This window comes from Pseudomonas sp. WJP1 (assembly GCF_028471945.1).
Classification (GTDB): domain Bacteria; phylum Pseudomonadota; class Gammaproteobacteria; order Pseudomonadales; family Pseudomonadaceae; genus Aquipseudomonas.
In genome coordinates, this window is the sequence record NZ_CP110128.1 from 4,914,314 (window position 1) to 4,939,317 (window position 25,004).

The window sequence follows — 25,004 nt, forward strand, 5'->3', positions numbered from 1 at the left end:
AGGTCCTCAGCGTTGCGCGGCAATGTGGTTGGCCGCGATGTAGCCAAAGGTCATCGCTGGCCCGAGGGTCCCGCCCGCGCCCGGATAGCTGGTGCCCATCACGGACGCCGAGCAGTTGCCAATGGCATACAGGCCGGGAATCGCTTCGCCGTCCTGACTGACGACCTGGGCGTGCTCGTTGGTCAGCAGCCCGCCCTTGGTGCCGATGTCGCCAGCATCCAGGCGCATGGCGTAATACGGTCCCTTGCTCAGCGGCGCCAGGCACGGGTTGGGCTTCACATTCATGTCGCCGTAGTAACGGTCGAAAATGTTGCCGCCACGGCCGAAGTCGGTATCGACGCCGCTGCGGGCGAACTCGTTCATGCGTGCCACGGTCTGCGCAAGCCCCGCACTGTCGACGCCAATCTGCGCCGCCAGCGCCGACAGGCTGTCCGCCTTGAAGTACAGGGAATTGAGCCATTGCTTGCGCAGGCGGCTGTCGGGCATGACCTGGGCCGGCATCAAAGGCCCCATGGCGTAGTTGAAGCGAAAGTGCCCATCGAAGATCACCCAGGCCGGTATCGACTGCCCACCGGTGTTCTGGTTGTCGCGGTACATGGCGTCGACAAATTCCAGGTACGGGGCCGCCTCGTTGACGAAACGCCGGCCCAGGCTGTTGACCACCAGGGCCCCCGGGAACGCCCGCTCGGCAAACACGCCCCGTGGCTTGTCTTCGCCCGGCACGGCAATGGTCGGCGCCCACCAGGCCCAGTCCATCAGGGCCGTTGCCGCCCCCAGCGCAACTCCGGCCTCCAGCGCGGCGCCGGTGTTGTTGCCCGGCGGCGTGGCGCTCCAATCCCGCTGGGTCGGCTGCGGCAGGTAGCGCTCGCGCAGCGCCTGGTTCTGCTCGAAGCCGCCAGAGCCGAAGATCACCCCACGCCGGGCATGCAGATGCAACGTCTCACCGTTCCGGCAGACCTGCACGCCACTGACGCGGCCATCCTCGGTCAGCAGCGACTGGAAGTCGGTGTTGAGCCACAACGGGATGTTGCGGTCCATCAGGGAACGGCGCAGGGAGGCAACCAGGGAACTGCCCAGGGCGGCGCGGCGATCGCGACGGCTCTTGCGACGCCACTTGAAATCCAGCTTGTAGCGCAGCATCAGGCCGAGGATCAGCAAGCGCCAGCCGAACGAGCGGGACATGGCCTTGTGCGCATGCCGGGCGGTCCAGGCAATACGCCCCATCAGCAGGGTCGAAGGTGAAGGTGCGCGCAGGTTCGCCAGTTCGTCGCCCAACAGGCTGGTGTCGAACAACTCCGGATCCAGGGTGCGCCCGCCCGCCAGTGAACCTGGCAGTTGCGGGTAATAATCGGGGTATTTCTGCGCCACGGCGTAGCGCACGTGGCTGGTGTGTTCCAGGGCCTGGATCATCTGCGGCGCGTGTTTCAGATAGGCGCGCAAGCGCTTTTCATCACCATGCTCACCCGTGGCCGCCTTGAGGTACCGCAGCGCGAGTTCAACGCTGTCTTGGCCACCCTTGGCGGCGAAATAGTGGTTGTTGGGAATCCAGATGCCGCCGCCGGAGATCGCCGACGTGCCGCCGAACTTATCGCTTTTTTCCACAACCAATACCGACAGACCCTGGTCGGCGGCAAACAGCGCCGAGGTCATTGCCCCTGCGCCGGAGCCGACGACGATCACGTCATAGTGAGAAACAGGCTGAGCTTTAGCTGTCATTGTTCTTGTGCCTTGGCTGTATTCGCAAAGATCCCGGCATGCCGGCCAGGGGTTGGCAGGCCCGGGCCTGCGTGCAGGCCCGGGCACGACTCATACGTACGGGTCGGGGTTGGGCAGGCCCATCTGCACGGCACCGAGGCTGCGACTGAAGGCCATGTAGTTGTTGGCGATATGTCCGCGCGCCTGGTGCAGGTCGCGGAACAGGCGTGCCACCGGATTGGTGTTGTACAACCCCGAGGCGGCCATGCAGCGCAGCAGTTCGTTGACCTTCTCGGCGCAGATGTTGGTGACATAAGAGGATTGGTAGCGGTACAGCAAACGGGTTTCCACGTCCGGGTACTCGCCCGCCTCGGCCAGCTGCATCAGGTGCGCGTAGTTGCGCTCAAGCACCAGCCTCAGGCTGTCGACGGTGATCGTGGCCTCCGCCACCGTGGTTTGTGCCACCGGGTCATCGGCGGTTTTCATCCCGTGTTTGCCGATGTGCGCGGCGGCGCTGGCGCGAAACTCGTTGATCGCCCCCTGCAAGGCGCCGATGGCCGATGAGGACACCGCCCGGGTGAACACCTGGGCAAAGGGAATGGCGTAGATCGGGTTGGTGTTGACCAGGCGTCCGGGCGTTGCGTCAATTGTGTTGTTGTTGGTGCGTTGCACCCGGTGTGCCGGCACGAAGGCATCCTCGACCACGATGTCGTGGCTGCCGGTGCCGCGCAGCCCCAGGACGTCCCAGTTATGCTCGATACGGTAGTCGCTGCGCGGGATCAGGAAGGTGCCGTGCTCAGCCGCCTGGTCGCCATCGGCCGGCAGTACGCCACCCAGCAAGCACCATTGACAGTGTTCGCTGCCGCTGGAAAATCCCCAGCGCCCGCTGATGCGGTAGCCGCCTTCAACCACGGTGACCTTGGCCACCGGCATGTAAGTGGAGGAAATCAGCGTCGATTGATCCTGGCCCCAGACGTCGCGCTGGGCTTCGATCGGGTAACGCGCCAGCTGCCAGGGGTGTACGCCCATCACTCCGTAGATCCATGCCGTGGACATGCAGCCTTCGGCGAGGATCATCTGGATTTCGAAAAAGGTTCGCGGGTCGACCTCGTAGCCGCCGAATGCCCGGGGCTGCAGCGCTCGCAACAGGCCGGCCTGCTGCAGCTCGTATATCGTTTCGTCAGGTACCCGGAACTCGCGATCAGCTCGCGCGGTGCGGTTCTTGAGTGCTGGCACCAGGCGCCGAGCCTGTTCCAGCAGCTGGATTTCTTCCGGCGTTTTTACTCGCATGCTGTCCATCCGTTCGTTCTCCCAATCTCGTTGCGCGGTTGCGCGAGCCTTGGTTGATGATCGAACGCAGCAAACGATTATTCATCGTCAAAGCGGACTAGAGAACAGTTGCGCGGCGCCGTCCCTGGCGCCGTTACAGGCTTAAATCGCTGCACGCCTGGCGGCCCATGGACGGTCCTGTTCCAGTTGCGAAGCCAACCGTAGCAGCACGTCTTCGGCACCCAGGCGAGCGGTGAACATCATGCCCACTGGCAGACCGCTGTCACTCATGCCCAGCGGCAATGAAATGGCCGGTTGCCCGCTGACGTTGGCCAGCACGGTGAAACCGGCGCTGCCCATGGCCTTGCGTGCGTAGCTTTCGTAAGGCTGATTGAGCGAGAGTTCGCCCAATGCCGGTGTCAGGCTGGCGGTGACCGGTGAGAGGATCACATCAAAACGCTCGAACTGCTGTTCCATGGCCATGCTGATGTCTTCAAACGCATGCCGTGCGCGGACGACGCCCTCACCCGTGGCCTTGCTCGCTCGCTCCAGCACACCAAAGGTGATGATTTCCAGATCCTGCGGCCCCAACGTGCGCCCCAGTGCCTTTTCACGGTCATCAACCATCGCCAGCAATGAATTGCCGATTGCCACACCATGAGCGCCGAACAACTGCTGGGCCTGAATCGGCAAGCGCAGTTCATCCACCTCGTGACCAAGGCCGAGCAACTGCTTGACCGTCTCCTCCAGGACCTTGGCAATGGCCGGGTCCAACGGCGCACCGGTCAGCGACTCACGCACCAGGCCCACCCGCAGACGACCGGGTTCGCGGCCTATTTCCTCGACGTAGGACCGTTGCAGCGGCTGGGTCCAATACGGGCTGCCCGGCTCATGGCCCTGTCCGGCGTCGAGGAACAAGGCGGTATCGCGCACGCTGCGCGAGACCACGTTGGCGACACTGGCACCGAACGAGCCTTCAAGGCGCGTCGGCCCGCTTGGGGTGCGGTAGCGCGTCGGTTTAAGCCCGACCAGCCCGCAATAGGAGGCTGGAATGCGAATCGAGCCACCGCCGTCGGTGGCATGGGCGACCGGTACGATGCCAGCAGCCACCGCCGCGGCGGAGCCACCGGAAGATCCACCAGCACTCAACGCCAGGTTCCAGGGGTTGCGGGTTTGCCCCCAGGCCAGCGACTCGGTGGTCGTGGTCAGGCCGAATTCCGGGCTGGCGGCCTTGCCGAAAGGTACTGCCCCGGCCAGTTCATAACGGCGGATCAAGGTGCTGGTCAGGCTCGCCGGCGGCGCATCCTTGAACAGACGGCTGCCGTTGCTGGTGGTCGTACCTTGCAGGTACGTGTTGAGATCCTTGAGCAGGATCGGCACGCCCGCCAGCGCCCCCTGGGCCTGGGTGGCGGCCTTGCGCCGGGCCGCCAGCAACGCATGGGCATAATCGTCATGGCGCATGTTGACCGCATTCACCTTCGGATTGACCAGCTCACAGCGGGCAATCGCCGCGGCCAGCAAGTCCTCGGCGCTGAAGTGGCCGGCCTGCAGGCCCTTGACCATGGCCCAGGCATCCAGGTCCTGATAGTCGCCGGCCGATAAACCGCTCGCCGCACGGACATCGGCAAAACGCCCCAGAAGTCCTACGCCCAGCGCTACAGCGCCGGCCTTGAGAACCTGGCGTCGCGGCCAACCGTCAACGGCATCGGCGCAGGGTGCAGCAGCAGTGTCGCCATGTGGCAAAGTGTTGTGTTCCATGTGCTGAATTCCGTTTTTTATTGTGTTTTTCATGTCGGATAACTCACGCCGGCAACCCCGGTCAGTCCGGGGTGATCTGCGCCACCATCGCGGCGAGAAAGTGCTCACTGTACGGCGGCAACAAACCCCATTCGCGGCGTGGATCGTGTTCCGGGGCCTTGAGTACCGTGCGCAGATGGCTGAACTCGATAAAGCCTTCGCGGCCGTGATAGTGCCCCATGCCCGACGCGCCGACACCGCCAAAGGGCGCGTCATGCAAGGCGGCATGCATCATCACGTCATTGAGGGTGACGCCGCCCGACAAGGTGTGCGTCAGCACATGGTCCTGCTCCCGGGCATCATCGCCAAAGTAGTAAAGGGCCAGCGGTCGCGGGCGGCCGTTTATATGGGCAATGACCTGCTCGACGTCGTCGTAGGGCAACACCACCATCGCCGGACCGAAGATTTCTTCGTGCATGATCAGGCTGTCTTGAGGCGGGTCGATCACCAGTTGCAGCGGACGACGGCGGTTTTGTGGATCGGCCGGCTGTGCGTGAGGCAGGCTCTCGACCCTGGCGCCAGCGTGCCGGGCTTGCTGAACCAGGTTTTCAACACGGTCCAGGTGCTGGGCGTTGACCACCGCCACCACATCCGGGTTGTCACTCACCTCGGGGATCAATTCGCGGTAAACGCTGGCAAAGACGTCGAGGAAACTTTCCAGTTGCTCACGCGGCACATAGACCAGGTCCGGGTTGATGCAGACCTGGCCGCTGTTGGTGGTCTTGGACAAGGCAATACGAAACGCCGCGGTCCCCAGCTCGGCGCTGCGCCCGACGATGACCGGCGATTTCCCGCCCAGTTCCAGGGTCACGGGCACCAGGTTGTCGGCTGCGTTTCGCATCACCGATTTGGCCACGGCCGTGCTGCCGGTAAACACCAGATGATCGAATGGCTGCGCCGTGAAGGCCTGGGCCAGGTCCGCACCGCCGGTGACCACGGCCACTTCGAGCGGGTCGAACAGCTCGCTGAACAGTTTCGCCACCAGCGCGGCCGTCCGCGGCACCACCTCCGAAGGCTTGAGAATCGCCCGGTTACCCGCCGCCAGCGCCGAAGCCAAAGGGCTGAGCAAGGTATACAGCGGCGCGTTCCAGGTGCCCAGGATACCCACCGTACCCTTGGGCTGATACATCACCCAGGCGCGGGCGCCGAGATGATCGTAGGGACTGAAGACTTGCCGAGGCTCGTCCTGCATCCAGCCTTCCAGATGGTCGCGCGCGTGTTTGAGCGAGCCCAAAGAGCCCAGCACATCATTCATTAACGAGAATCCCTGGGGGCGACCGCCGAAATCGCTGTCCATGGCCTCGGCCAGCGCCTGGTGGTGCGCCACCAGCATGTCGATCACCCGCTGGATTCGTTCACGCCGTTGCGGCGCACCGACGGCACCCTGGGCGTTGAACGCAGCTTTTTGATCAAGCAACAGGGCCGACAGACCGTCGACCGATGAAATTGCACAACTCATTGGTGCCTCCTCAACTTTACAAGGGCCAGCGCTACCCCTCTGCACCCACCATGGCCGTCATTGCACGACGCCCCGAACTGCAAACTAGCCCCAGCCCCCGCCAGCCGCCTCGTCCAAGTGGACGAGTGGGCCAAAAACGTTAGTCCGTTGAGACGATGTGAATCCCCGTTTCGCGAGGAATACTGCCGGCACGCACACTCATTCCATGAGGCCCATCATGGCAACGCCCGCCAGTTTCGACCCTCAAGCGTTTCGCGCCGCGCTCGGCACCTTTACCACAGGGGTGACGATCGTCACCACCCAGGCCGAAGATGGCTCGCCGGTTGGTATCACCGCCAACAGCTTCAATTCGGTCTCGCTCAATCCGCCGCTGGTGCTCTGGAGTTTGTCCAAGACCGCCCGCAGTCTGCCGGTCTTCAGCAGCGGCGGCCACTGGAACGTGCACGTCCTGTCGACCGAGCAAGAGTCATTGTCCGGACGCTTTGCCCGCCAGGGAGAAGACAAGTTTTCCGAAATCCAGCTCGACACCGGGATCAGTGGTGCACCCTTGCTGCAGGACTGCACGGCGCGCTTCCAGTGCCGCACGGCGTTCCAGTATGAAGGTGGCGACCATGTGATCTTCGTCGGCGAAGTGCTCGCCTTCGACCACAGCGACCGTGCGCCGCTGGCCTTCCAGAGCGGCCAATACGCCCTGGCGATGCGCAAGCCACGCAGCGAGCTGCGCCTGGCAACCACCCCGCCACCGCCCGAATGCAGCTACACCGAAGACTTGCTCGGCTACCTGCTCGGCCGCTCGCACTACCAGATGCTGTTTGCGTTGCGACGCCTGCTGAAAAACCAGCAGCTCGATGAGCACGCTTTTTTCATCCTTTCGACCCTGTGCATTCGCGACAACTTGACCCTGGATGAGATCAACACATTCGTCGGCTACACCGGTCATGTGGTCAGTGCTTCGAGCATGCGCTTTCTCGAACGCCAGAACCTGGTGGCCCGAGAGATTGACGGCGAGGAGGTGCGCTATGTGCTGACCGCCGACGGGCGTGAGGCATCGATGCAGGAAGTCGCCTTGGCCAAGGCCGTCGAGGAAGATATTTCCACGCGCCTGGGTGCCGGTGATGCCCAGGCACTCAAGGTGCTGCTCAAGCGCCTGATCGCCACCTCCGACCCAGGCCTGCCGGACCTGTGGGCACCGCGCTGAGTGCGACCTGCGTCGCAACGCTTGAGACAGCAACCGATCCATTGGAACAACAAGGACAGCCATGAGCATTCTGCAACGCTTCAACCTTGCTGGCAGTGTCGCCATTGTCACCGGCAGCGGCCGTGGCATCGGTCGCGCCATTGCCCTGGCCTACGCCGATGCCGGTGCCGATGTGGTCTGCAGCGCCCGCTCGCTGGAAGACATCGAGGCCGTCGCTGAAGAAGTGCGAAGCCGTGGGCGTCGCGCCCTGGCCTTGAGCTGCGATGTCACCGACAGCGAACAGCGCATTGCACTGGTCAGCAACGCCCGCGAACAGATGGGTCGCATTACCCACCTGGTCAATAACGCCGGCGGTGGCGGCCCCAACGACCCACTGGCGATGAGCCCGGAAGATTTCGAGCAGGTGATGAACTTCAACGTCACCGCCGCCTACGCCCTGGCGCAGCAGTGCGTCCCGCTGATGCGCGAAGCCGGGGGCGGCAACATCATCAATATCACCTCGGTCGCGGCTCGTTATGCCCAGCGTCACTTCAGCGCCTATGGCACTGCCAAAGCTGCACTGAGCCACTTGACGCGCCTGCTGGCACAAGAGTTCGCGCCGCAGATCAGGGTCAATGGAGTGGCACCGGGACCGATCCTCACCGACGCCCTGGCCGGGGTCATGCCCGACAGCATGCGCCGCACGATGGAAGCCAACACCCCGCTCAAGTGCCTGGGCCAGCCTGAAGATATCGCTGCCGCCGCCCTGTATTTGGCCTGCCCCGCCTCCGCGTGGGTCACCGGCAAAATCATTGATGTCGATGGCGGTGCCGATTCCAGTGTCTGGCCGGGTTGAGGCCTTGTTGCCGGGCGCTGCTGCAAGTCGCCCGGTGTTTCGTTCACTTGCCACAGAGCGACCTTTCCATGGATGCGCACCTGATTGAATCCTTGGGCGACGAACTGTTCAACGCCCTTCAAGCACGCCAAAGCCTGACGCCGCTGACCCAGCGCTACCCGGCCATCAGCCTCGATGAGGCCTACCGAATTTCCCTGCGCTTCCTGGCCCGGCGTGAAGCCCTGGGTGAGCAGGTGATCGGCAAGAAGATCGGCGTTACCAGCCGCGCCGTACAAGAAATGCTGGATGTCCATCAACCGGATTTCGGCTTTCTGACCGACCGTATGCAGGTCGCCGATGGCAGCGACATCAGCTTTGCCGCACACCGTCTGGTGCAACCGCGGGCCGAAGGCGAGATCGCCTTTGTACTTGGTGAAGACCTGCAAGGTACCGACATCAGCGCCGACGATGTGCTGTCGGCCAGCGAGTGGGTCTTGCCGTGTTTCGAGATTGTCGATTCGCGGATCCAGAACTGGCAGATCCGCATTCAGGACACCGTTGCCGACAACGCCTCCTGCGGCGTGTTCGCCCTCGGCCAGCAACGCGTCAATCCCCGTGAACTGGACCTGGCGAAGGTCCAGTTGCAGATGTTCAAGAACGGCTACCACGTGGGCAGCGGCCTGGGCTCAGCGGTGCAAGGCCACCCCTGCGCCGCCGTGGCCTGGCTGGCCAATACCCTGGGCAAGCTGGGCATCCCCTTTCGCAAGGGTGAAATCATTCTGTCCGGTGCCCTGGCACCGCTGGTACCGGTCGCCCCGGGAGACATCATCAGCCTGTCGCTGAGCGGCCTGGGCGAGATGCACTTGAATTTCGTGCCCTGAATCGTCGCCCACTCTTCTTCTGATCGAGAGCAATGCCATGAGCAAAAAGATCAAATGCGCCCTCATAGGGCCAGGCAACATCGGCACCGACCTGTTGTACAAACTCAAGCGCAGCGAAGTACTGGAGCCGGTCTGGATGGTGGGTATCGATGCCACCTCCGAAGGTCTGGCCCGCGCCGCAGCAATGGGTCTGAAGACCACCAGCGAAGGCGTCGACGGTCTGCTGCCGCATGTACTGCAAGACGGTATCCAGATCGCCTTCGATGCGACCTCCGCGTACGTGCATGCCGAGAACAGCCGCAAGCTCAACGCCTTGGGCGTATTGATGATCGACCTGACTCCGGCAGCCATCGGTCCCTACTGCGTGCCTCCCGTCAACCTCAAGCACAACCTCGGCCTCGGCGCGATGAACGTCAATATGGTCACGTGCGGCGGCCAGGCGACCATTCCACTGGTAGCCGCTGTGTCCCGCGTGCAACCGGTGGCCTATGCCGAAATCATTGCCACCGCGGCCTCCAAATCGGTGGGCCCGGGCACACGCAAGAACATCGATGAGTTCACCCGCACCACCGCCGCCGCCGTGGAACAGGTCGGCGGGGCGAAAAAAGGCAAGGCGATCATCATCGTCAACCCCGCCGAACCGCCGTTGATCATGCGTGACACCGTGCATTGCCTGACCGAAACCGAGCCCGACCAGGCGGCCATCAGCGCCTCGATCGCGGCCATGATCGAGGAGGTCCAGCGCTATGTGCCCGGTTACAAACTGGTCAACGGTCCGGTGTTCGACGGCAATCGGGTGTCGATCTACATGGAAGTCGAAGGCCTGGGTGACTACCTGCCCACCTATGCCGGCAACCTCGACATCATGACCGCCGCTGCGGCACGCACCGCCGAAATGTTTGCCGAAGAAATGCTCAAGGGCGCGCTGACTCTCGGCGCCACCAGCACCCCACAACCTGCAACCGTCTAAGGAACGCGCCATGGACCTTCACGGCAAAAAAATCACCGTCCACGACATGTGCCTGCGTGACGGCATGCACCCCAAACGCCACCAGATCACCTTGCAGCAAATGAAAGACATTGCCTGTGGCCTGGACGCCGCCGGCGTACCCTTGATCGAAGTCACCCATGGCGATGGCCTGGGCGGCAGCTCGGTGAACTACGGGTTTCCAGCGCACAGTGACGAGGAATATTTATCGGCCGTCATCGGGCTGATGAAAAACGCCAAGGTCTCGGCGCTGCTGTTGCCGGGTATCGGCACGGTCGATCACCTGCACATGGCTTACGAACTGGGCGTCAATACCATTCGCGTCGCCACCCACTGCACCGAAGCTGACGTTTCCGAGCAGCACATTGCCGCGGCCCGCAAGCTGGGCATGGACACCGTCGGCTTTCTGATGATGGCCCATATGAACAGCCCGCAAGGCCTGGTCGACCAGGGCAAGCTGATGGAAAGCTACGGCGCCAATTGCATCTACATTACAGATTCGGCGGGCTACCTGTTGCCCCATGATGTCAGCGCGCGAGTGAGCGCTTTGCGCGCCGCGCTCAAGCCCGAAACCGAAATCGGCTTTCATGGCCATCACAACCTTTCGATGGGCGTGTCCAACTCGATCGCGGCGATCGCCGCGGGCGCCACCCGCATCGACGCTGCTTGCGCGGGTCTGGGCGCTGGTGCGGGCAATACACCGATGGAAGTGCTGGTTGCCGTCTGCGATCGCATGGGTATCGAAACCGGAGTCAGCGTCTTTGGCATCCAGGACGTTGCCGAGGATCTGGTGGTGCCGATCATGGACTTCCCGATCCGTAGTGACCGCGATGCACTGACCATGGGTTATGCCGGTGTCTACGGCTCGTTCCTGCTGTTCGCCAAGCGTGCCGAGAAAAAGTACGGCGTCTCCGCGCGGGAAATTTTGGTGGAGATGGGCCGGCGCGGCATGGTCGGTGGCCAGGAAGACATGATCGAAGACACCGCCATGACCCTGGCCAGGCAACGCCAAGCCAGCGCCTGAGCAAAGCCTGAGCGCACTACAGGGGCCCAGGCACCGCCTGGCCCCCTGCCCCGGATCCATCGCCTGGCCAGGAGTCACCCATGAGCAGTACGCACCCTCAACCCACTGGCTGGCGCAGCCATGGCCTGCTGTTTCTGCTCGCGATGATGTACGCCGACAGCTTTGTCGGGCGGCAGATCATTGCCGTGATGATCGAACCGATCAAACGGGAGTTCGGCGCCAGCGACACCGCCATGGGCCTGGTCTCCGGCCTGGCCTTTGCGGCGGTCTACGTGCTGCTGGGCTTGCCCGCCGGGCGCCTGGCCGACCACCTGCCGCGCACGCGCCTGCTCGCCGTGTCCTGCCTGTTGTGGGCCTTGGCCACCGTGGCCTGCGGCCTGTCCACAAGCTTTGCGATGCTGGTGATCGCGCGCATGGCCGTGGCCGTGTTCGAGTCTCCGAGCACCTCCACCTCCATGTCGATCATCGCCGATGTCTACCCGCCGCACCGGCGCTCGTTTGCCATCAGTTGCTACACCGCAGCACCGACTTTTTCGACGATCATCGCTCTCAGCGTCGGCGCCTGGGTGGTCGACAACCATGGCTGGCGCAGCGCCTTCGTTGCCGTCGCGCTGCCCGCCCTGGTGATCAGCGCGGTATTTGCCTTCGTGATGCGCGATCCGGCACGAGGTCGGTTTGACCTCAGCCACACGCACACCGCTCACCCGGTGCAAAGCCTGCTGGGCAGCGCCCGCGAGCTGCTGGCCCAACCGGCCTACCGCTGCCTGGTGCTGGCTTGCGGCATCACCAGCTTCAGCGCCTATGCCTACGCCATGTGGAACGCCAGTTTCCTGGTGCGCTCCCACGACATGCCCCTGCAATACGCCGGCATCCTCGCCGGCCTGGTCGGCGGCACTTGCGCCGGACTCGGCGCCCTGTTCAGCGGCTGGCTGACCGACCGCCTGGCGGTGAAGAACCCGCACTGGCAAATCGGCATCCCGGTCATCGGTCATTTGCTCGGCGGCTGCGCGATGGTCATCTACCTGCTCTGGCCTCGCGACATCCTTCTGTACGCTGGCACAGTACCGGTGCCCAGTGCCATGCTCTGGTGCGCCCTGACCAGCTTCTTTTCGGTCTGGTGGGTTGGCCCCTCGTTTTCGCTCCTGACCCAGCTGGTACCGGCGCACCGCCGCGCGACCGGCGTAGCGCTGCAGACCATCATCTCGACCCTGTGTGGCGTCGGCATCGGCCCGCTGGCCACCGGCTTGCTCAGCGATGCCCTGATGCCGATGTTCGCTGGAGAGTCGTTGCGTTACGCCCTGCTGCTGATCAGTTGCACCCTCGTCATTGCGATCATTCTGCTCTGGCGGACCTATCAGCATTTGACACTCAATCAAACCATTACAACATCGCCGTCATCCCTGGGGACGGTATCGGCAGGAAGTGATGCCGGGTGACGGGTTCGACATGCTCAAGAAATACGACGCGATCCACTTCGACGCGCTCGGTTGGCCAGACGTTGTACCCGAACACATTTCATTGTGGGACTCGCTGTCGCAAAAGAAAAAAATCAGAAAAAAAACGAAATTGCCCACCAAGGCGTTGATTCCCTTTATCCTCGGTGCAAATCCTAGTGAAAAGCCATGCCCTGCTCATGACCGTTGACTGTTCCCCATGCGCAAACTTCTGTACCTGACTTTCTCCATGGCGCTGGTCGCCGCTCTTGCGACCTACGCAATGTGGGCCGCGGATCGCCCGACGGGGCTTTACCTCTCGGATCTGCGAATCGATGTCGCCGTCGACCAGGGCACGCCCGCTGACCGTGGCAATTTGCTGGGCATCCAGCCCGAGCTGTTTCCCACCGACTACCAAAGCCCGGAACGCTTGCACCGCAAACTCGCCGCCTACTTGCAGACAGCCCGGGATCAGGGCCTGCTGAATGAAAAAACCATCGTCGTATTGCCGGAACATGTTGGCACCTGGCTGATGGTCAGCGGCGAAAAAGACGAGTTGTACCAGGCCACCACGTTCAAGGAGGCCATGAACTGGCTGGCCGTGAGCAATCCTTTGAAGTTCCTCCGCGCGCTGATCGGTGCCGAGGGCGACAGCCGTATCGACGACGCGCACCTGCGCATGAAAGCCAAAGGCATGGCCAGGGATTACCAGGCGTTGTTCGGCGGGCTGGCGAAAGAATTTCACGTCACCCTGGTGGCAGGCTCCATCGTGCTGCCCGAACCCAGTGTCATCGACGGTACGCTGAAAATCGGTCGTGGCGCGTTGTTCAACAGCAGCGTGGTGTTTGGCCGCGATGGCCTGCCCATCGGCCAGCCCCAGCGCCAGATGCATCCGGTTTTCGAGCAGCAGGAGGCGATCAAGGCCAACGGCGAACACACGCTCAATGTCGTCGACACCCCGGCCGGGCGCCTGGGCGTGCTGATCGGCAGCGACAGCTGGTACCCGGACAACTACCGCAAACTCGACATTCAACAGGCACAGCTGGTCGCCGTCCCGGCGTTCGTGGCCGGTCGCGGTAGCTGGGACCAACCGTGGCGTGGCTACAGGGACTCATCGACACCCGGCTCCGTCAGCCTCAAGGCCGGGGAAGTCAGTGAAGGCCAGGCCTGGCAACGCCTCAACCTGAGCACTCAAGCCCCCGCCAGCCAGGCCATCGCCGGCATGAGCGTATTCCTGCGCGGACAGTTCTGGGATCAGGGCAGCGCCGGACAGAGTTTTCTAAGCAGCAACGGCCAGCATTTCGCCGATGGCAAGGCCCGTGGCGCGCGCTTGCTGAACCTTTGGCTGTAGGCCATGAAGCCCACCCCGATGCGCCTGGGAGATCTATCGGTGGGCTTCGTCCACAGCCTGGCCGACGCCGTGCGCAGCCACGGCACGGATCCGCAGCCACTGCTCGAGCAATATGGCCTCGATGCGGCCCGACTGGGTGAAGCCGGTGCCCGTCTCTCGATCCCGCGCTACATGCGCCTGGGCCACGCGGCCATCCAGTTGACCGGCAACCCGGCACTCGGCTTGCGGATGGGCCAGCTCAGCCGCCTGAGCCAGGCCGGCCTTGCCGGCGTCACGGCCGCACAGGCACCGACGGTGCGTGAGGCGGCGCGCTGCCTGATTCGATTCGAAGCCTTGTATGGCTCCAACTATCGCGGTCAATCGAGCTTCCACGAAGACGCTCAGGGCGCCTGGTTGCGCTTCTATTCCATCAGCCCCTACAACGGCTATAACCGCTTCGTGGTGGATTCGATCATTTGCGGCTGGTTGCAGCAATTGTCCAGCGTCAGCCCTGCCCGGCTGCGCGCCGAACGCATCGACATCGAGTTCGAAGCGCCCGATTACCGCGCAGCCTACGAGGTGCTGGGCGACTGCCTGATCCAGTTTGGCGCCGAGCACAATCAGTTGCGCCTGAGCCTGGCCAGCCTTGCCCAGCGCAACCCCGAGCACTGCCCCAGCACCTGGCGGCATCTGCTGCAACTGTGCGAGCGGGAGCTGGAGCAATTGACCCGCACCCGCAGCCTGCGTGAACGCATCACCCAGCTGCTGGGGCCATTGCTCAATGGCGGCCGGGAACCCGACCTGGAAGAAGTGGCGGCACGCCTGAAACTGCCGGTGTGGACCTTGCGCCGCAAACTCGCGGAAGAAGGCACGCAATTTCGCGCGATTCTCAACGACACCCGTCGCGACCTGGCCATGACCTACATTCGCGACACCGAACTGGCGTTCGGAGAAATCGCCTACCTGTTGGGTTTTGCTTCAGCCGAAGCCTTTCAACGCGCCTTCAAGCGCTGGACCGCCCAGACACCTGGGGAGTTTCGACGCAGTCGCAGGGAAACAGCCGCCAGCGGCAAACTTTAAGTCAAAGCTCGGTCGCGTCTTCGGCCGGCTCCGGTGGGTCCAGTTCAAACGCCTGATATTCGAGCAGCTCTTCTTGATAATCGTCCATTTTCGAATCCCCCACAGCTCATTGAAAAACGTCTGAATTAATGACCAGCGCCTTGAGCCTAAAGTGCCCGCATGAAAGAAAAATGACGCGGACACGACACTTCGTCGCTTACAGATAAAACGTAGCAGGCGATGGGGAATTTATCACAGGTTTTTTTCGCTGCAGGCCGCAGGACGACGGCCTGTTTGACGCGGATCAATCTTTGTTGCGGGGACGGGGACGGCGCGCGAAGTCGCCTGGCCCCGTGATGCCCGTCACTGGCCAGTGATAGGCATCGCCTGGATCGGCTCCGAAGGTGGCGCCATGTCGCTCGGGTTGGCCGGTGGCGTGATCACTTCTTCGGTGGCAGGCGTTGGCTCGGCGGCCGGGGTCGAGGTAATCGGTGCGGCCTCAGGCGGCGGCGCTACCGGCTCGGAAGCGGCAGGCGTAACTTCGGCGGCCTTGGCGGCCTCTGGTGCCGGCGCAGGCTGTGCCGCGGATTCCGGGGCCAACGGTGCCGGGGTCGCCTTGGGCTCGGGCACGCCCAGGTCGGTTTTCGGCTTCTCGGGGATGTGCGCCGCTTCTTTCACTTCCTTGGGCAGGAACAGTTCCACCAGGGCGAAGAAACGCTCGTAGAACTTGGCAGAGGTGACGGTTTCACTGGCGACCTTGACCATGGAGTCGTCGGACGAGCCGATCGGCATCGACACCGAACCCAGAACGCCGACACCGAGGCTTGCCGAGTTGTTGGTTTTCTTCAGCGCGTACTTGTCCTGCAGGGCGTTGGCGAACACCGTGGCGTGATGCGCCGAGGTGCCGTCTTCGGCGCAGACCACACTGAAACTGATTTCCATGTGGTTTTCACCGGTCTGCTGGAAGCTCTTGTGCCCGCTGACCAGCTTTGGATCACTGCTGGTGATGATATAGCCCTGGCTCAGCAAGGCCCGACGAGCGGCTTCACAGGAGACCGAATCGGTCACTGGATAGTTACGGGAAAACGTTCCGGAGTCATCGAAGTTCTCATGCTCGTAGATGGCGGCTTTCTTCGACGAACAACCGGCAGCAGCAGCCAGCACCAAGGCCAGCCCGACAACCCGCATGGGAATTGATTTAAACATTGAACATCCTGAGAGAAACGGTTCGGGGCGTATTGTGCAACAGATCGATGCTTAGCGTCGCACCGATTGTGTCTTAAAACAGTTACAGAACTGTTGACCCGATGGTCGGGAGAAAATTGCCCCCATTGTGCAACGAAGCCGAAAAAAAACCCCGGCCTTGCGGCCGGGGTCTTCGTTTCACCCGAAAAGCGCGTGCCCGGATCAGAAACGCTCGATCTCGGCCTGGCTTTCCAGCTGCTTGCGGTAAGCGGCAAAGTCTTGCTGGCCAACGCGCGAAGCGAGGAAGCGACGGTATTGAGCCTTCTCTTCTTCAGTTGGCGTTGCGGCCTCGTTCACGCCGTTCAGACGCACGATCATCAGGCTGCCATCAGGCAACGTGACACTGCTGAAGGTCGGCTTGTCCTTGGCGGCTGGCTTGGGCATGCGGAACAGCGCCTGCAGCACAGTCGGGTCCAGGCCTTCCTGGGCGCGGGTCGCGGCTTCGGTAACCTTCCAGTTCTGACCGTCGACCGGGCTATCCAGTGGCGTCTTGCCATCGCGCAGGCTGGCAATCAGCTCGTCAGCCTTGGTCTTGGCGGCAGCGCTGGCGTGCTCCCTGGCCAACTGCGCACGGATCGGACCTTCAACCTTTTCCAATGGCAGTTGCGCAGGCTTGAGGTGTTCCTTGGCGCGCAACACGATCACGGTCTCGGGGTCGAGCTCGATGGCGGTGCTGTTGGCATTCTCTTCCAGCACTTCCGGGCTGAACGCTGCGGTGATCACGGCACGGTTGGCCGCAATCCCTTCGCCACCTTCACGGCCGAACGGCTTGGAGGTGTGAACGGTCAGCTTCAAGTCCTGCGCAGGCTGGACCAGGTCGGACGCTTCGAACGAGGCGTCTTCCAGTTGCTTGGTCGCTTCGACGAAACGCTGCTCGACCTGCTGGGCCTTCAATTCGCGGGTCAGCTTGTCTTTCAGGCTGGCGAACGTCGGCACTTCAGGCGCTTCCACGCCCAACAGCTTGATCAGGTGGAAACCGAAGTCGGTGCGAACCGGCTCGGAAACCTGATCCTTGGCCAACGCATACAGGGCTTTCTCGAACGCCGGGTCATACACGCCAGGACCTGCGAAGCCCAGGTCGCCGCCGTTGTTCGCCGAACCCGGGTCCTGGGAGAATTCCTTGGCCAGGGCTTCGAACTTCTCGCCCTTGTTCAGGCGCGCCTGGATCTCTTCGATCTTGGCCTTGGCCTGCGCTTCGGTGGTCTTGTCGTTCACTTCGATCAGGATGTGCGCAGCCTGGCGTTGTTCGGACAGGTTCGCCGTCTCTTTCTGATAAGCCGCTTGCAGGTCTTCGTCCTTGACGCTGACCTGATCAAAGAAGGAAGCCTTCTTCAACTCCACGTAATCGATGACCACCTGATCCGGCGTCATGAATTCCTTGGCGTGCTCGTCGTAATAGGCCTTGACCTCTTCGTCGGTCAGCTTTACGGCTGCCGGGTCGACCTTGATGCTCAAGGACGCGAAATCGCGGGTCTGTTTTTCCAGACGGGCGAAGGCCAGAACCTGGGCATCGGTGACGAAACCGCTGCCCGCCAAACCGGCGCGCAGCTGACCGATCAGCATTTCCTGGGCCAGCATCTGGCGGAACTGCATACGGCTGTAGCCAAGTTGACGAATCACCTGGTCGAAACGCTCTGGGCTGAACTTGCCATCAACCTGGAATTCAGGCGTTTGCAGGATGACCTGGTCCAGCGCCGCTTCGGAGAAAGCGAATTTGGAGTTTTGTGCGCCCTGCAACAACAGTTTGCGGTCGATCAGGCCTTTGAGGGCCGAATCGCGCAGCATTTTTTCGTCGAGCAAGGAAGCGTCGAAATCCTTGCCCAGCTGTTGCATGAGTTGACGGCGTTGCATATCGACCGCCTGGCTCAGCTCGTTCTGGCTGATTTCTTCACCATTGACCTTCGCCGCGTCATTTTTGTGCGTCGTAGCCTGGAAAATGGCGTCGAAACCGGTCAAAGCCATCAGTGCAACGATGACCCCGATAATGGTCTTGGCAATCCAGCCTTGTGAATTGTCCCTGATATTTTGCAGCATGCGTCCCCCATAAACGGTTGAACTTCAAATTAGGCAACCGTGGAGCGTGGGTAGAATCCGGATAGAAGAAAGGCGCATCCGAGGATGCGCCTTCTCGTAACTGGCGGAACGGACCGATGACTCGACCTTGCGAGCCTCGGTGTCTCGGACCGGCGAACTGCCGACTGGACTACCGCTCCGCTGCCAGGTCAGGCATGACCCCGACCCGGATAGGCAAAAACCTGAATGGAACTTAGTTGACAGCTTCTTTCAGTGCTTTACCAGCTTTGAAACCTGGTTTTTTGGCAGCTGCGATTTCCAGTGTCTTACCGGTCTGTGGGTTACGACCGATGCGAGCTGGACGATCAGTTACGGAGAAAGTACCGAAACCAACCAGAACCACGGAGTCGCCGGCCTTGAGAGCGCCAGTGACGGATTCGATTACAGCGTCCAGCGCACGGCCAGCAGCAGCTTTCGGGATATCAGCGGATGCAGCGATAGCATCAATCAGTTCCGACTTGTTCACTCTAAGTCCCCTTATATCTATTTGAGTATGATTCTAAGTTTTTTGGTGAAAGCAAAAACGAGTGCTGAATGGCCTACAGACACTTAAGAGCCGCTTTATAACAAGGGCTCTAAAAAGCTGTCAAGGAAGCCCCCCAGGCAAATACGTACTAATGCGTGCTAATTCTTTCCTTAGAATCCGACTCGCGTTTTTCATCCTTCGCGACTATCTCCGGAGCCACATCCGGCAAGGGCTCCGGGGCGTATTGCAGCGCAATTTGCAGGACCTCGTCAATCCATTTAACTGGTTTAATCTGAAGATCTTGCTTGATATTGTCCGGAATCTCCTTCAAATCGCGAACATTCTCTTCAGGAATGATCACGGTCTTGATTCCGCCACGATGTGCGGCGAGCAGTTTTTCTTTCAAGCCACCGATCGCCAATACCTGGCCACGCAGGGTGATTTCACCCGTCATGGCAACATCCGCGCGTACGGGAATGCTGGTCAGTGCCGACACCAACGCCGTGCACATGCCTACGCCCGCGCTCGGGCCGTCTTTCGGGGTCGCCCCTTCCGGCATGTGGATGTGCGTGTCGCGCTTCTCGTGGAAGTCCAGGGGAATCCCCAGGCTCTTGGCACGGCTGCGGACAACGGTCAGGGCTGCGGTGATCGATTCGACCATCACGTCACCCAGTGAACCGGTCTTGATCAATTGGCCCTTGCCCGGAACCACAGCGGCTTCGATGGTCAGCAATTCACCGCCCACCTGGGTCCACGCCAGGCCGGTCACCTGACCGATCTGGTCCTGCTGTTCTGCCAGGCCGTAGCGGAATTTGCGCACGCCCAGGAAGTGTTCCAGATCGTCTGCAGTGACCTTCACCGAGAAGCGTTTTTCCAGCGCATGCTCTTTGACGGCCTTGCGGCAGACCTTGGCAATCTGGCGCTCCAGGCCCCGTACACCGGCTTCGCGGGTGTAGTAGCGGATGATGTCGCGGATCGCTTCGGCGTCGAATTCCAGCTCGCCTTTCTTCAGGCCGTTGGCCGTGATCTGTTTGGGCGAGAGGTATTTGACGGCGATGTTGATCTTCTCGTCTTCGGTGTAGCCCGGCAGACGAATCACTTCCATCCGGTCCAGCAGCGCTGGCGGGATGTTCATGGAGTTGGAGGTGCACAGGAACATCACATCGGACAGGTCGTAATCGACTTCCAGATAGTGATCGTTGAAGTTGTGGTTCTGCTCGGGATCGAGCACTTCCAGCAACGCCGACGCCGGATCGCCACGCATGTCGCTGCCCATCTTGTCGATTTCATCGAGCAGGAACAGCGGGTTGCGCACACCCACCTTTGTCATCTTTTGAATCAATCTTCCTGGCATCGAACCGATGTAAGTACGGCGATGACCACGAATTTCCGCTTCATCGCGCACGCCGCCGAGGGCCATTCGCACGAATTTACGGTTGGTGGCGTGTGCAATGGACTCCGCCAGGGACGTTTTACCCACCCCAGGAGGACCGACCAGGCACAACACCGGACCACGGATCTTCTTCACGCGTTTCTGCACGGCGAGGTATTCGAGGATCCGTTCCTTGACCTCTTCGAGGCCGTAGTGATCGGCGTCGAGAATGTCTTCTGCGCGAGCCAGATCAAGGCGCACCTTGCTCTGGGCCTTCCACGGCACCTGGACCAGCCAGTCGATGTAGGAACGAACCACCGTTGCTTCGGCGGACATCGGCGACATTTGCTTGAGTTTGTTCAGTTCGGCGGTCGCCTTGGCGAGCGCGTCCTTGGGCAGGCCGGCGGCATCGATGCGCTTTTTCAGCTCTTCGACTTCGTTATGCCCTTCGTCGCTGTCACCGAGCTCTTTCTGAATGGCCTTCATCTGCTCATTCAGGTAGTACTCGCGCTGACTGCGCTCCATTTGCTTTTTGACACGACCGCGAATGCGTTTTTCGACCTGCAGCAGGTCGATCTCGGCATCCAGCAAGGCCAGCACGTGCTCGACACGGGCCGACAAATCGATGATCTCGAGGATTTCCTGCTTCTGCTCGATTTTCAGCGCCATGTGCGCGGCCATGGTGTCGACCAGGCGGCCTGGCTCATCGATGCTGTTGAGCGACGACAGGACTTCGGCAGGGACTTTCTTGCCCAACTGCACGTATTGTTCGAACTGCGACAGCAGGCTGCGAACGAACACTTCGGACTCGCGCTCTGGCGCATCGACTTCGTCGATCAACGAAACTTCGGCGCGGCAGTGGTCATCCACTTCGCTGAAGCGCTCCACGGCGCCGCGTTGCTCGCCTTCGACCAGAACCTTGACCGTGCCGTCAGGCAGCTTGAGCAGCTGCAGGACGGTCGCAATGGTACCTACGCGATAAAGTGCGTCTTCACCGGGATCGTCGTCAGCAGGGTTTCTCTGGGCCAGCAGAAGGATCTGCTTGTCGCCCGTCATCGCTGCCTCGAGGGCTTCGATGGATTTCTCGCGCCCCACGAACAGCGGGATAACCATGTGCGGATAAACCACGACATCACGCAATGGCAGGAGAGGCAATTCGATGGTTGTCTTCATGATTTCGCCTCTACGGCGGCCATATGGCCGGAAACAGATGGAAGTAAGCTTGAAACCAAGATGGGGGCTGCCTTGAAAAAAAACAAGCACAAAGACAGTGTTAAAACCCGGAAAAAGCAAAGGGGCCCGAAGGCCCCTTCTTTGTACCGGCTGCGCGACGCTTAGGCGTCTGGCGCGGCCTTGGCAGCAGGCTCACTGTTTTCGTAGATATACAGTGGCTTGGACTTGCCTTCTATAACGCTTTCGTCGATCACCACTTTACTCACCTCGGACTGCGAGGGGATTTCGTACATGGTGTCGAGCAGCACGCCTTCGAGAATCGAACGCAGGCCACGGGCACCGGTCTTGCGTTCCAGCGCGCGTTTGGCGACCGATTTCAGTGCGTCGGCCCGGAATTCCAGGTCCACGCCTTCCATCTCGAACAGCTTGGCGTATTGCTTGGTCAGCGCGTTTTTCGGCTCGGTGAGAATCTGCATCAGAGCAGCTTCATCAAGCTCGTCCAGCGTGGCCAGGACCGGCAGACGACCGACGAATTCCGGGATCAGACCGAACTTGACCAGATCGTCAGGCTCGACTTCACGCAGGGACTCACCGACTTTCTTGCCTTCTTCCTTGCTGCGAACTTCCGCGTTGAAACCGATGCCGCCCTTGGTGGAACGGTTTTGAATAACCTTTTCCAGACCGGAGAACGCACCACCGCAGATGAACAGGATGTTACGGGTGTCGACCTGAAGGAATTCCTGCTGCGGATGCTTGCGACCACCCTGGGGCGGAACGGAAGCGACCGTGCCTTCGATCAACTTGAGCAGGGCCTGCTGCACGCCTTCACCGGAAACGTCCCGGGTGATCGACGGGTTGTCAGACTTGCGCGAAATCTTGTCGATTTCGTCGATGTAGACAATGCCCATCTGGGCTTTTTCCACGTCGTAATCGCACTTCTGCAGCAGCTTCTGAATGATGTTCTCGACATCTTCACCCACATAACCCGCCTCGGTGAGGGTGGTTGCGTCGGCGATGGTGAACGGAACGTTCAGCAAGCGGGCCAGTGTTTCGGCAAGCAGGGTCTTACCCGAGCCTGTCGGGCCGATCAGCAGGATGTTGCTCTTGCCGAGTTCGACGTCGTCATTCTTCTTGTCACGCTGGTTCAGGCGCTTGTAGTGGTTGTACACCGCTACGGCCAGAACCTTTTTCGCACGCTCCTGACCAATCACGTATTGATCAAGGATGCCGCTGATTTCTTTAGGCGAAGGCAATTTATGCGCGCTGCTTTCGGCCTGGGCTTCCTGCACCTCCTCACGGATGATGTCATTGCACAGGTCGACGCACTCGTCGCAGATAAAGACCGAGGGGCCGGCAATCAATTTGCGCACTTCATGCTGGCTTTTGCCACAGAAGGAGCAATAGAGCAGCTTGCCGTTGTCCTCGCCGTTGCGGGTGTCAGTCATTCGTTCGATCCAAATCCGATAGGCTTGCAACACAAGATGAAGGCTATTGCGGGCTTTTTCAAGCCCGCCAGTGATCGGATCTGCCGACCAGCCTTATTTTGAGCTGCTTATTTAAGCGGGGCGCTGGTTGATCACTTCATCGATCAACCCGTACTCACGCGCGGCTTCTGCACTCATGAAATTATCGCGGTTGGTATCGCGCTCGATTTCTTCAAGGGTGCGCCCGCTGTGCTTGGCCATCAGCGTGTTGAGACGCTCACGAATGAAGAGGATTTCCTTGGCATGGATTTCGATGTCCGACGCCTGGCCCTGGAAACCGCCCAGAGGCTGGTGAATCATCACTCGCGAGTTCGGCAGGCAGTAACGCTTGCCTTTGGCACCGGCCGTCAGCAGGAATGCGCCCATGCTGCACGCCTGACCGATACAGGTGGTCGACACGTTGGGTTTGATGAACTGCATGGTGTCGTAGATCGACATGCCCGCCGTCACCGAACCGCCCGGGGAGTTGATATAGAGATGGATGTCCTTGTCCGGGTTTTCCGCTTCAAGGAACAGCAGTTGCGCACAGATCAGGTTGGCCATGTAGTCCTCTACCGGGCCCACCAGAAAGATCACTCGCTCCTTGAGGAGACGCGAGTAGATGTCGTAGGCGCGCTCGCCACGAGCGGACTGCTCGACAACCATCGGGACCAGGCCGCCTGCGGCCTGGATATCAGAGTTCTGCTGAATATACGAATTACGGAACATGCTCTGCAGTCACTCCCAAATAGTTATGTCTTGAATACGCATAAGCCAGCTCGAGAGCTGGCTTATGGTGTGTGCTTCTTAGCGCAAAAATGATCAGTCGGCTTGTGGAGCTTCTACCGGCTTGACCGCTTCTTCGTAAGAGACCGATTTGTCGGTCACGCTAGCTTTCTGCAGAACAGTATCCACAACTTGCTCTTCCAGCACAACCGAACGAACTTCGTTCAGTTGCTGGTCGTTTTTGTAGTACCAGGACACAACTTGCTCAGGCTCTTGGTAAGCCGAAGCCATTTCCTGAATCATTTCGCGAACGCGGGCTTCGTCAGGCTTGAGGTCGAACTGCTTGACCACTTCAGCTACGATCAGGCCCAGGACAACACGGCGCTTGGCTTGTTCTTCGAACAGCTCGGCAGGCAGTTGGTCTGGCTTGATGTTGCCGCCGAACTGTTGAACAGCCTGCACGCGCAGACGGTCAACTTCGTTGGACAGCAGAGCCTTCGGCACTTCGATCGGGTTGGTGGCCAGCAGACCGTCCATGACCTGATTCTTCACCTTGGATTTGATCGCCTGGCGCAGCTCGCGCTCCATGTTCTTGCGAACTTCGGTGCGGAAGCCTTCCAGACCGGTTTCCTTGATGCCGAATTGCGCGAAGAACTCTTCGTTCAGCTCAGGCAGCTTTGGCTCGGAAACACTGTTCACGGTCACGGTGAACTCGGCGGTTTTGCCAGCCAGGTCCAGGTTCTGATAATCCTCTGGGAAAGTCAGGTTCAGAACGCGTACTTCACCGGCTTTAGCGCCAACCAGGCCTTCTTCGAAGCCCGGGATCATGCGGCCGGAATCCAGCACCAGCTGGGTGCCCTTGGCGGAACCGCCAGCGAACACTTCACCGTCGACCTTGCCTTCGAAATCGATGTTCAGCTGGTCTTCGTTCTGGGCAGCGCGATCGGCCACTTCAAAACGGGTGTTCTGCTTGCGCAGGATGTCCAGCATCTTGTCCAGATCGGCATCAGCCACGTCAGCGCTCAGGCGCTCTACGGTGATACCTTCGAAACCGGCAACGGTGAACTCAGGGAACACTTCGAATACAGCAACGTATTCCAGGTCCTTGCCTGCTTCCAGGGATTTAGGCTCGATCGAAGGCGAACCAGCCGGGTTCAGCTTCTGCTCAACCACAGCTTCGTAGAAGGAAGACTGGATGACGTCGCCTACCGCTTCCTGGCGAGCTTCAGCGCCGAAACGACGCTTGATTTCGCTCATTGGCACTTTGCCTGGACGGAAGCCAGCAATCTTGGCCTTTTGGGCAGTCTGCTGCAGACGCTTGTTGACCTGAGTCTCGATGCGCTCAGCCGGCACGGTGATGCTCATGCGGCGCTCAAGAGCAGAAGTATTTTCAACAGAAACTTGCATGGATATTCCTCGTTGCACAGACGTTAGCCGGCCGTTTCCGACCCCAGAATCAAGGGCATGCATTCTAGTGGGTCAAACTCAAGAAGTCACCCTACTGAAAACGGGTAAAAACGCAGCAGGCAATTTATAGGT

At 60.8% G+C, this 25,004-nt stretch carries 20 protein-coding genes; 9 read left to right on the top strand and 11 right to left on the bottom strand.

The genetic code is table 11. From position 1 onward, the window contains the following. Positions 1 to 6 precede the first annotated feature (6 nt). The 4 genes from OH720_RS22050 to OH720_RS22065 all read right to left on the bottom strand — a co-directional run bounded on the left by OH720_RS22050 (position 7) and on the right by OH720_RS22065 (position 6,220). Positions 7 to 1,716, bottom strand: coding sequence for an FAD-dependent oxidoreductase (locus tag OH720_RS22050; RefSeq protein WP_272602914.1), 1,710 nt, complete (start codon positions 1,714 to 1,716; stop codon positions 7 to 9). Between the two features lie 90 nt (positions 1,717 to 1,806). Beyond that, positions 1,807 to 2,994 carry an acyl-CoA dehydrogenase family protein gene (locus OH720_RS22055; protein WP_272602915.1) on the bottom strand — a complete coding sequence of 396 codons (1,188 nt, stop codon included), beginning with the start codon at positions 2,992 to 2,994 and terminating at the stop codon, positions 1,807 to 1,809. Between the two features lie 132 nt (positions 2,995 to 3,126). After that, the gene (locus tag OH720_RS22060; RefSeq protein ID WP_272602916.1) at positions 3,127 to 4,722 is read right to left on the bottom strand and encodes an amidase; all 1,596 of its coding nucleotides are present in this window, start codon (positions 4,720 to 4,722) and stop codon (positions 3,127 to 3,129) included. A gap of 61 nt (positions 4,723 to 4,783) precedes the next feature. Then, a complete protein-coding gene (locus tag OH720_RS22065; protein ID WP_272602917.1) occupies positions 4,784 to 6,220 on the bottom strand; it encodes a coniferyl aldehyde dehydrogenase in 1,437 nt (478 codons plus the stop codon). A 217-nt stretch (positions 6,221 to 6,437) separates the two neighbouring features. On the opposite strand from OH720_RS22065, the gene OH720_RS22070 reads away from it, so the two are divergent. The 9 genes from OH720_RS22070 to OH720_RS22110 all read left to right on the top strand — a co-directional run bounded on the left by OH720_RS22070 (position 6,438) and on the right by OH720_RS22110 (position 14,968). Next, entirely contained in the window at positions 6,438 to 7,418 is a 981-nt protein-coding gene (locus OH720_RS22070) for a flavin reductase (RefSeq protein ID WP_008062486.1), read from the top strand. Positions 7,419 to 7,479: 61 nt separating this feature from the next. After that, positions 7,480 to 8,253: a glucose 1-dehydrogenase gene (locus OH720_RS22075; protein ID WP_272602918.1), complete on the top strand. Its 774-nt coding sequence runs from the start codon at positions 7,480 to 7,482 to the stop codon at positions 8,251 to 8,253. A gap of 68 nt (positions 8,254 to 8,321) precedes the next feature. Further along, positions 8,322 to 9,113: a fumarylacetoacetate hydrolase family protein gene (locus OH720_RS22080; RefSeq protein ID WP_272602919.1), complete on the top strand. Its 792-nt coding sequence runs from the start codon at positions 8,322 to 8,324 to the stop codon at positions 9,111 to 9,113. Positions 9,114 to 9,150: 37 nt separating this feature from the next. After that, positions 9,151 to 10,083: an acetaldehyde dehydrogenase (acetylating) gene (locus tag OH720_RS22085; protein ID WP_272602920.1), complete on the top strand. Its 933-nt coding sequence runs from the start codon at positions 9,151 to 9,153 to the stop codon at positions 10,081 to 10,083. 10 nt (positions 10,084 to 10,093) lie between these two features. After that, positions 10,094 to 11,125: a 4-hydroxy-2-oxovalerate aldolase gene (gene dmpG, locus OH720_RS22090; RefSeq protein WP_272602921.1), complete on the top strand. Its 1,032-nt coding sequence runs from the start codon at positions 10,094 to 10,096 to the stop codon at positions 11,123 to 11,125. Positions 11,126 to 11,205: 80 nt separating this feature from the next. Next, positions 11,206 to 12,561: a spinster family MFS transporter gene (locus OH720_RS22095; RefSeq protein ID WP_272602922.1), complete on the top strand. Its 1,356-nt coding sequence runs from the start codon at positions 11,206 to 11,208 to the stop codon at positions 12,559 to 12,561. Positions 12,562 to 12,571: 10 nt separating this feature from the next. Further along, the gene (locus OH720_RS31915; protein WP_442967219.1) at positions 12,572 to 12,769 is read left to right on the top strand and encodes a hypothetical protein; all 198 of its coding nucleotides are present in this window, start codon (positions 12,572 to 12,574) and stop codon (positions 12,767 to 12,769) included. Positions 12,770 to 12,778: 9 nt separating this feature from the next. Continuing rightward, positions 12,779 to 13,909: a carbon-nitrogen hydrolase family protein gene (locus OH720_RS22105; protein WP_272602923.1), complete on the top strand. Its 1,131-nt coding sequence runs from the start codon at positions 12,779 to 12,781 to the stop codon at positions 13,907 to 13,909. 3 nt (positions 13,910 to 13,912) lie between these two features. Then, positions 13,913 to 14,968, top strand: coding sequence for an AraC family transcriptional regulator (locus tag OH720_RS22110; RefSeq protein WP_442967220.1), 1,056 nt, complete (start codon positions 13,913 to 13,915; stop codon positions 14,966 to 14,968). 342 nt (positions 14,969 to 15,310) lie between these two features. On the opposite strand, the gene OH720_RS22115 is transcribed toward OH720_RS22110, so the two are convergent. The 7 genes from OH720_RS22115 to tig form a co-directional block, all read right to left on the bottom strand. Further along, positions 15,311 to 16,153: a DUF2242 domain-containing protein gene (locus tag OH720_RS22115; RefSeq protein ID WP_272602924.1), complete on the bottom strand. Its 843-nt coding sequence runs from the start codon at positions 16,151 to 16,153 to the stop codon at positions 15,311 to 15,313. A 201-nt stretch (positions 16,154 to 16,354) separates the two neighbouring features. Then, complete coding sequence (locus tag OH720_RS22120) at positions 16,355 to 18,226, bottom strand: SurA N-terminal domain-containing protein (protein ID WP_272602925.1); 1,872 nt, start codon at positions 18,224 to 18,226, stop codon at positions 16,355 to 16,357. A gap of 232 nt (positions 18,227 to 18,458) precedes the next feature. Continuing rightward, positions 18,459 to 18,731: an HU family DNA-binding protein gene (locus tag OH720_RS22125; RefSeq protein WP_002552737.1), complete on the bottom strand. Its 273-nt coding sequence runs from the start codon at positions 18,729 to 18,731 to the stop codon at positions 18,459 to 18,461. 148 nt (positions 18,732 to 18,879) lie between these two features. After that, positions 18,880 to 21,276, bottom strand: coding sequence for an endopeptidase La (lon, locus tag OH720_RS22130; RefSeq protein ID WP_272602926.1), 2,397 nt, complete (start codon positions 21,274 to 21,276; stop codon positions 18,880 to 18,882). A gap of 161 nt (positions 21,277 to 21,437) precedes the next feature. Next, the gene (gene clpX / locus OH720_RS22135; protein WP_007946893.1) at positions 21,438 to 22,721 is read right to left on the bottom strand and encodes an ATP-dependent Clp protease ATP-binding subunit ClpX; all 1,284 of its coding nucleotides are present in this window, start codon (positions 22,719 to 22,721) and stop codon (positions 21,438 to 21,440) included. 111 nt (positions 22,722 to 22,832) lie between these two features. After that, complete coding sequence (clpP, locus tag OH720_RS22140; protein WP_008062468.1) at positions 22,833 to 23,468, bottom strand: ATP-dependent Clp endopeptidase proteolytic subunit ClpP; 636 nt, start codon at positions 23,466 to 23,468, stop codon at positions 22,833 to 22,835. Between the two features lie 93 nt (positions 23,469 to 23,561). Beyond that, the gene (gene tig / locus OH720_RS22145; RefSeq protein WP_272602927.1) at positions 23,562 to 24,872 is read right to left on the bottom strand and encodes a trigger factor; all 1,311 of its coding nucleotides are present in this window, start codon (positions 24,870 to 24,872) and stop codon (positions 23,562 to 23,564) included. Positions 24,873 to 25,004: the final 132 nt, after the last annotated feature.

Bases quoted from the DNA above. Each gene is read 5' to 3' on its own strand.
- OH720_RS22050 (WP_272602914.1), bottom strand. From the start codon at position 1,716: ATGACAGCTAAAGCTCAGCCTGTTTCTCACTATGACGTGATCGTCGTC.
- OH720_RS22055 (WP_272602915.1), bottom strand. From the start codon at position 2,994: ATGGACAGCATGCGAGTAAAAACGCCGGAAGAAATCCAGCTGCTGGAA.
- OH720_RS22060 (WP_272602916.1), bottom strand. From the start codon at position 4,722: ATGGAACACAACACTTTGCCACATGGCGACACTGCTGCTGCACCCTGC.
- OH720_RS22065 (WP_272602917.1), bottom strand. From the start codon at position 6,220: ATGAGTTGTGCAATTTCATCGGTCGACGGTCTGTCGGCCCTGTTGCTT.
- OH720_RS22070 (WP_008062486.1), top strand. From the start codon at position 6,438: ATGGCAACGCCCGCCAGTTTCGACCCTCAAGCGTTTCGCGCCGCGCTC.
- OH720_RS22075 (WP_272602918.1), top strand. From the start codon at position 7,480: ATGAGCATTCTGCAACGCTTCAACCTTGCTGGCAGTGTCGCCATTGTC.
- OH720_RS22080 (WP_272602919.1), top strand. From the start codon at position 8,322: ATGGATGCGCACCTGATTGAATCCTTGGGCGACGAACTGTTCAACGCC.
- OH720_RS22085 (WP_272602920.1), top strand. From the start codon at position 9,151: ATGAGCAAAAAGATCAAATGCGCCCTCATAGGGCCAGGCAACATCGGC.
- dmpG (WP_272602921.1), top strand. From the start codon at position 10,094: ATGGACCTTCACGGCAAAAAAATCACCGTCCACGACATGTGCCTGCGT.
- OH720_RS22095 (WP_272602922.1), top strand. From the start codon at position 11,206: ATGAGCAGTACGCACCCTCAACCCACTGGCTGGCGCAGCCATGGCCTG.
- OH720_RS31915 (WP_442967219.1), top strand. From the start codon at position 12,572: ATGCTCAAGAAATACGACGCGATCCACTTCGACGCGCTCGGTTGGCCA.
- OH720_RS22105 (WP_272602923.1), top strand. From the start codon at position 12,779: ATGCGCAAACTTCTGTACCTGACTTTCTCCATGGCGCTGGTCGCCGCT.
- OH720_RS22110 (WP_442967220.1), top strand. From the start codon at position 13,913: ATGAAGCCCACCCCGATGCGCCTGGGAGATCTATCGGTGGGCTTCGTC.
- OH720_RS22115 (WP_272602924.1), bottom strand. From the start codon at position 16,153: ATGTTTAAATCAATTCCCATGCGGGTTGTCGGGCTGGCCTTGGTGCTG.
- OH720_RS22120 (WP_272602925.1), bottom strand. From the start codon at position 18,226: ATGCTGCAAAATATCAGGGACAATTCACAAGGCTGGATTGCCAAGACC.
- lon (WP_272602926.1), bottom strand. From the start codon at position 21,276: ATGAAGACAACCATCGAATTGCCTCTCCTGCCATTGCGTGATGTCGTG.
- clpX (WP_007946893.1), bottom strand. From the start codon at position 22,721: ATGACTGACACCCGCAACGGCGAGGACAACGGCAAGCTGCTCTATTGC.
- clpP (WP_008062468.1), bottom strand. From the start codon at position 23,468: ATGTTCCGTAATTCGTATATTCAGCAGAACTCTGATATCCAGGCCGCA.
- tig (WP_272602927.1), bottom strand. From the start codon at position 24,872: ATGCAAGTTTCTGTTGAAAATACTTCTGCTCTTGAGCGCCGCATGAGC.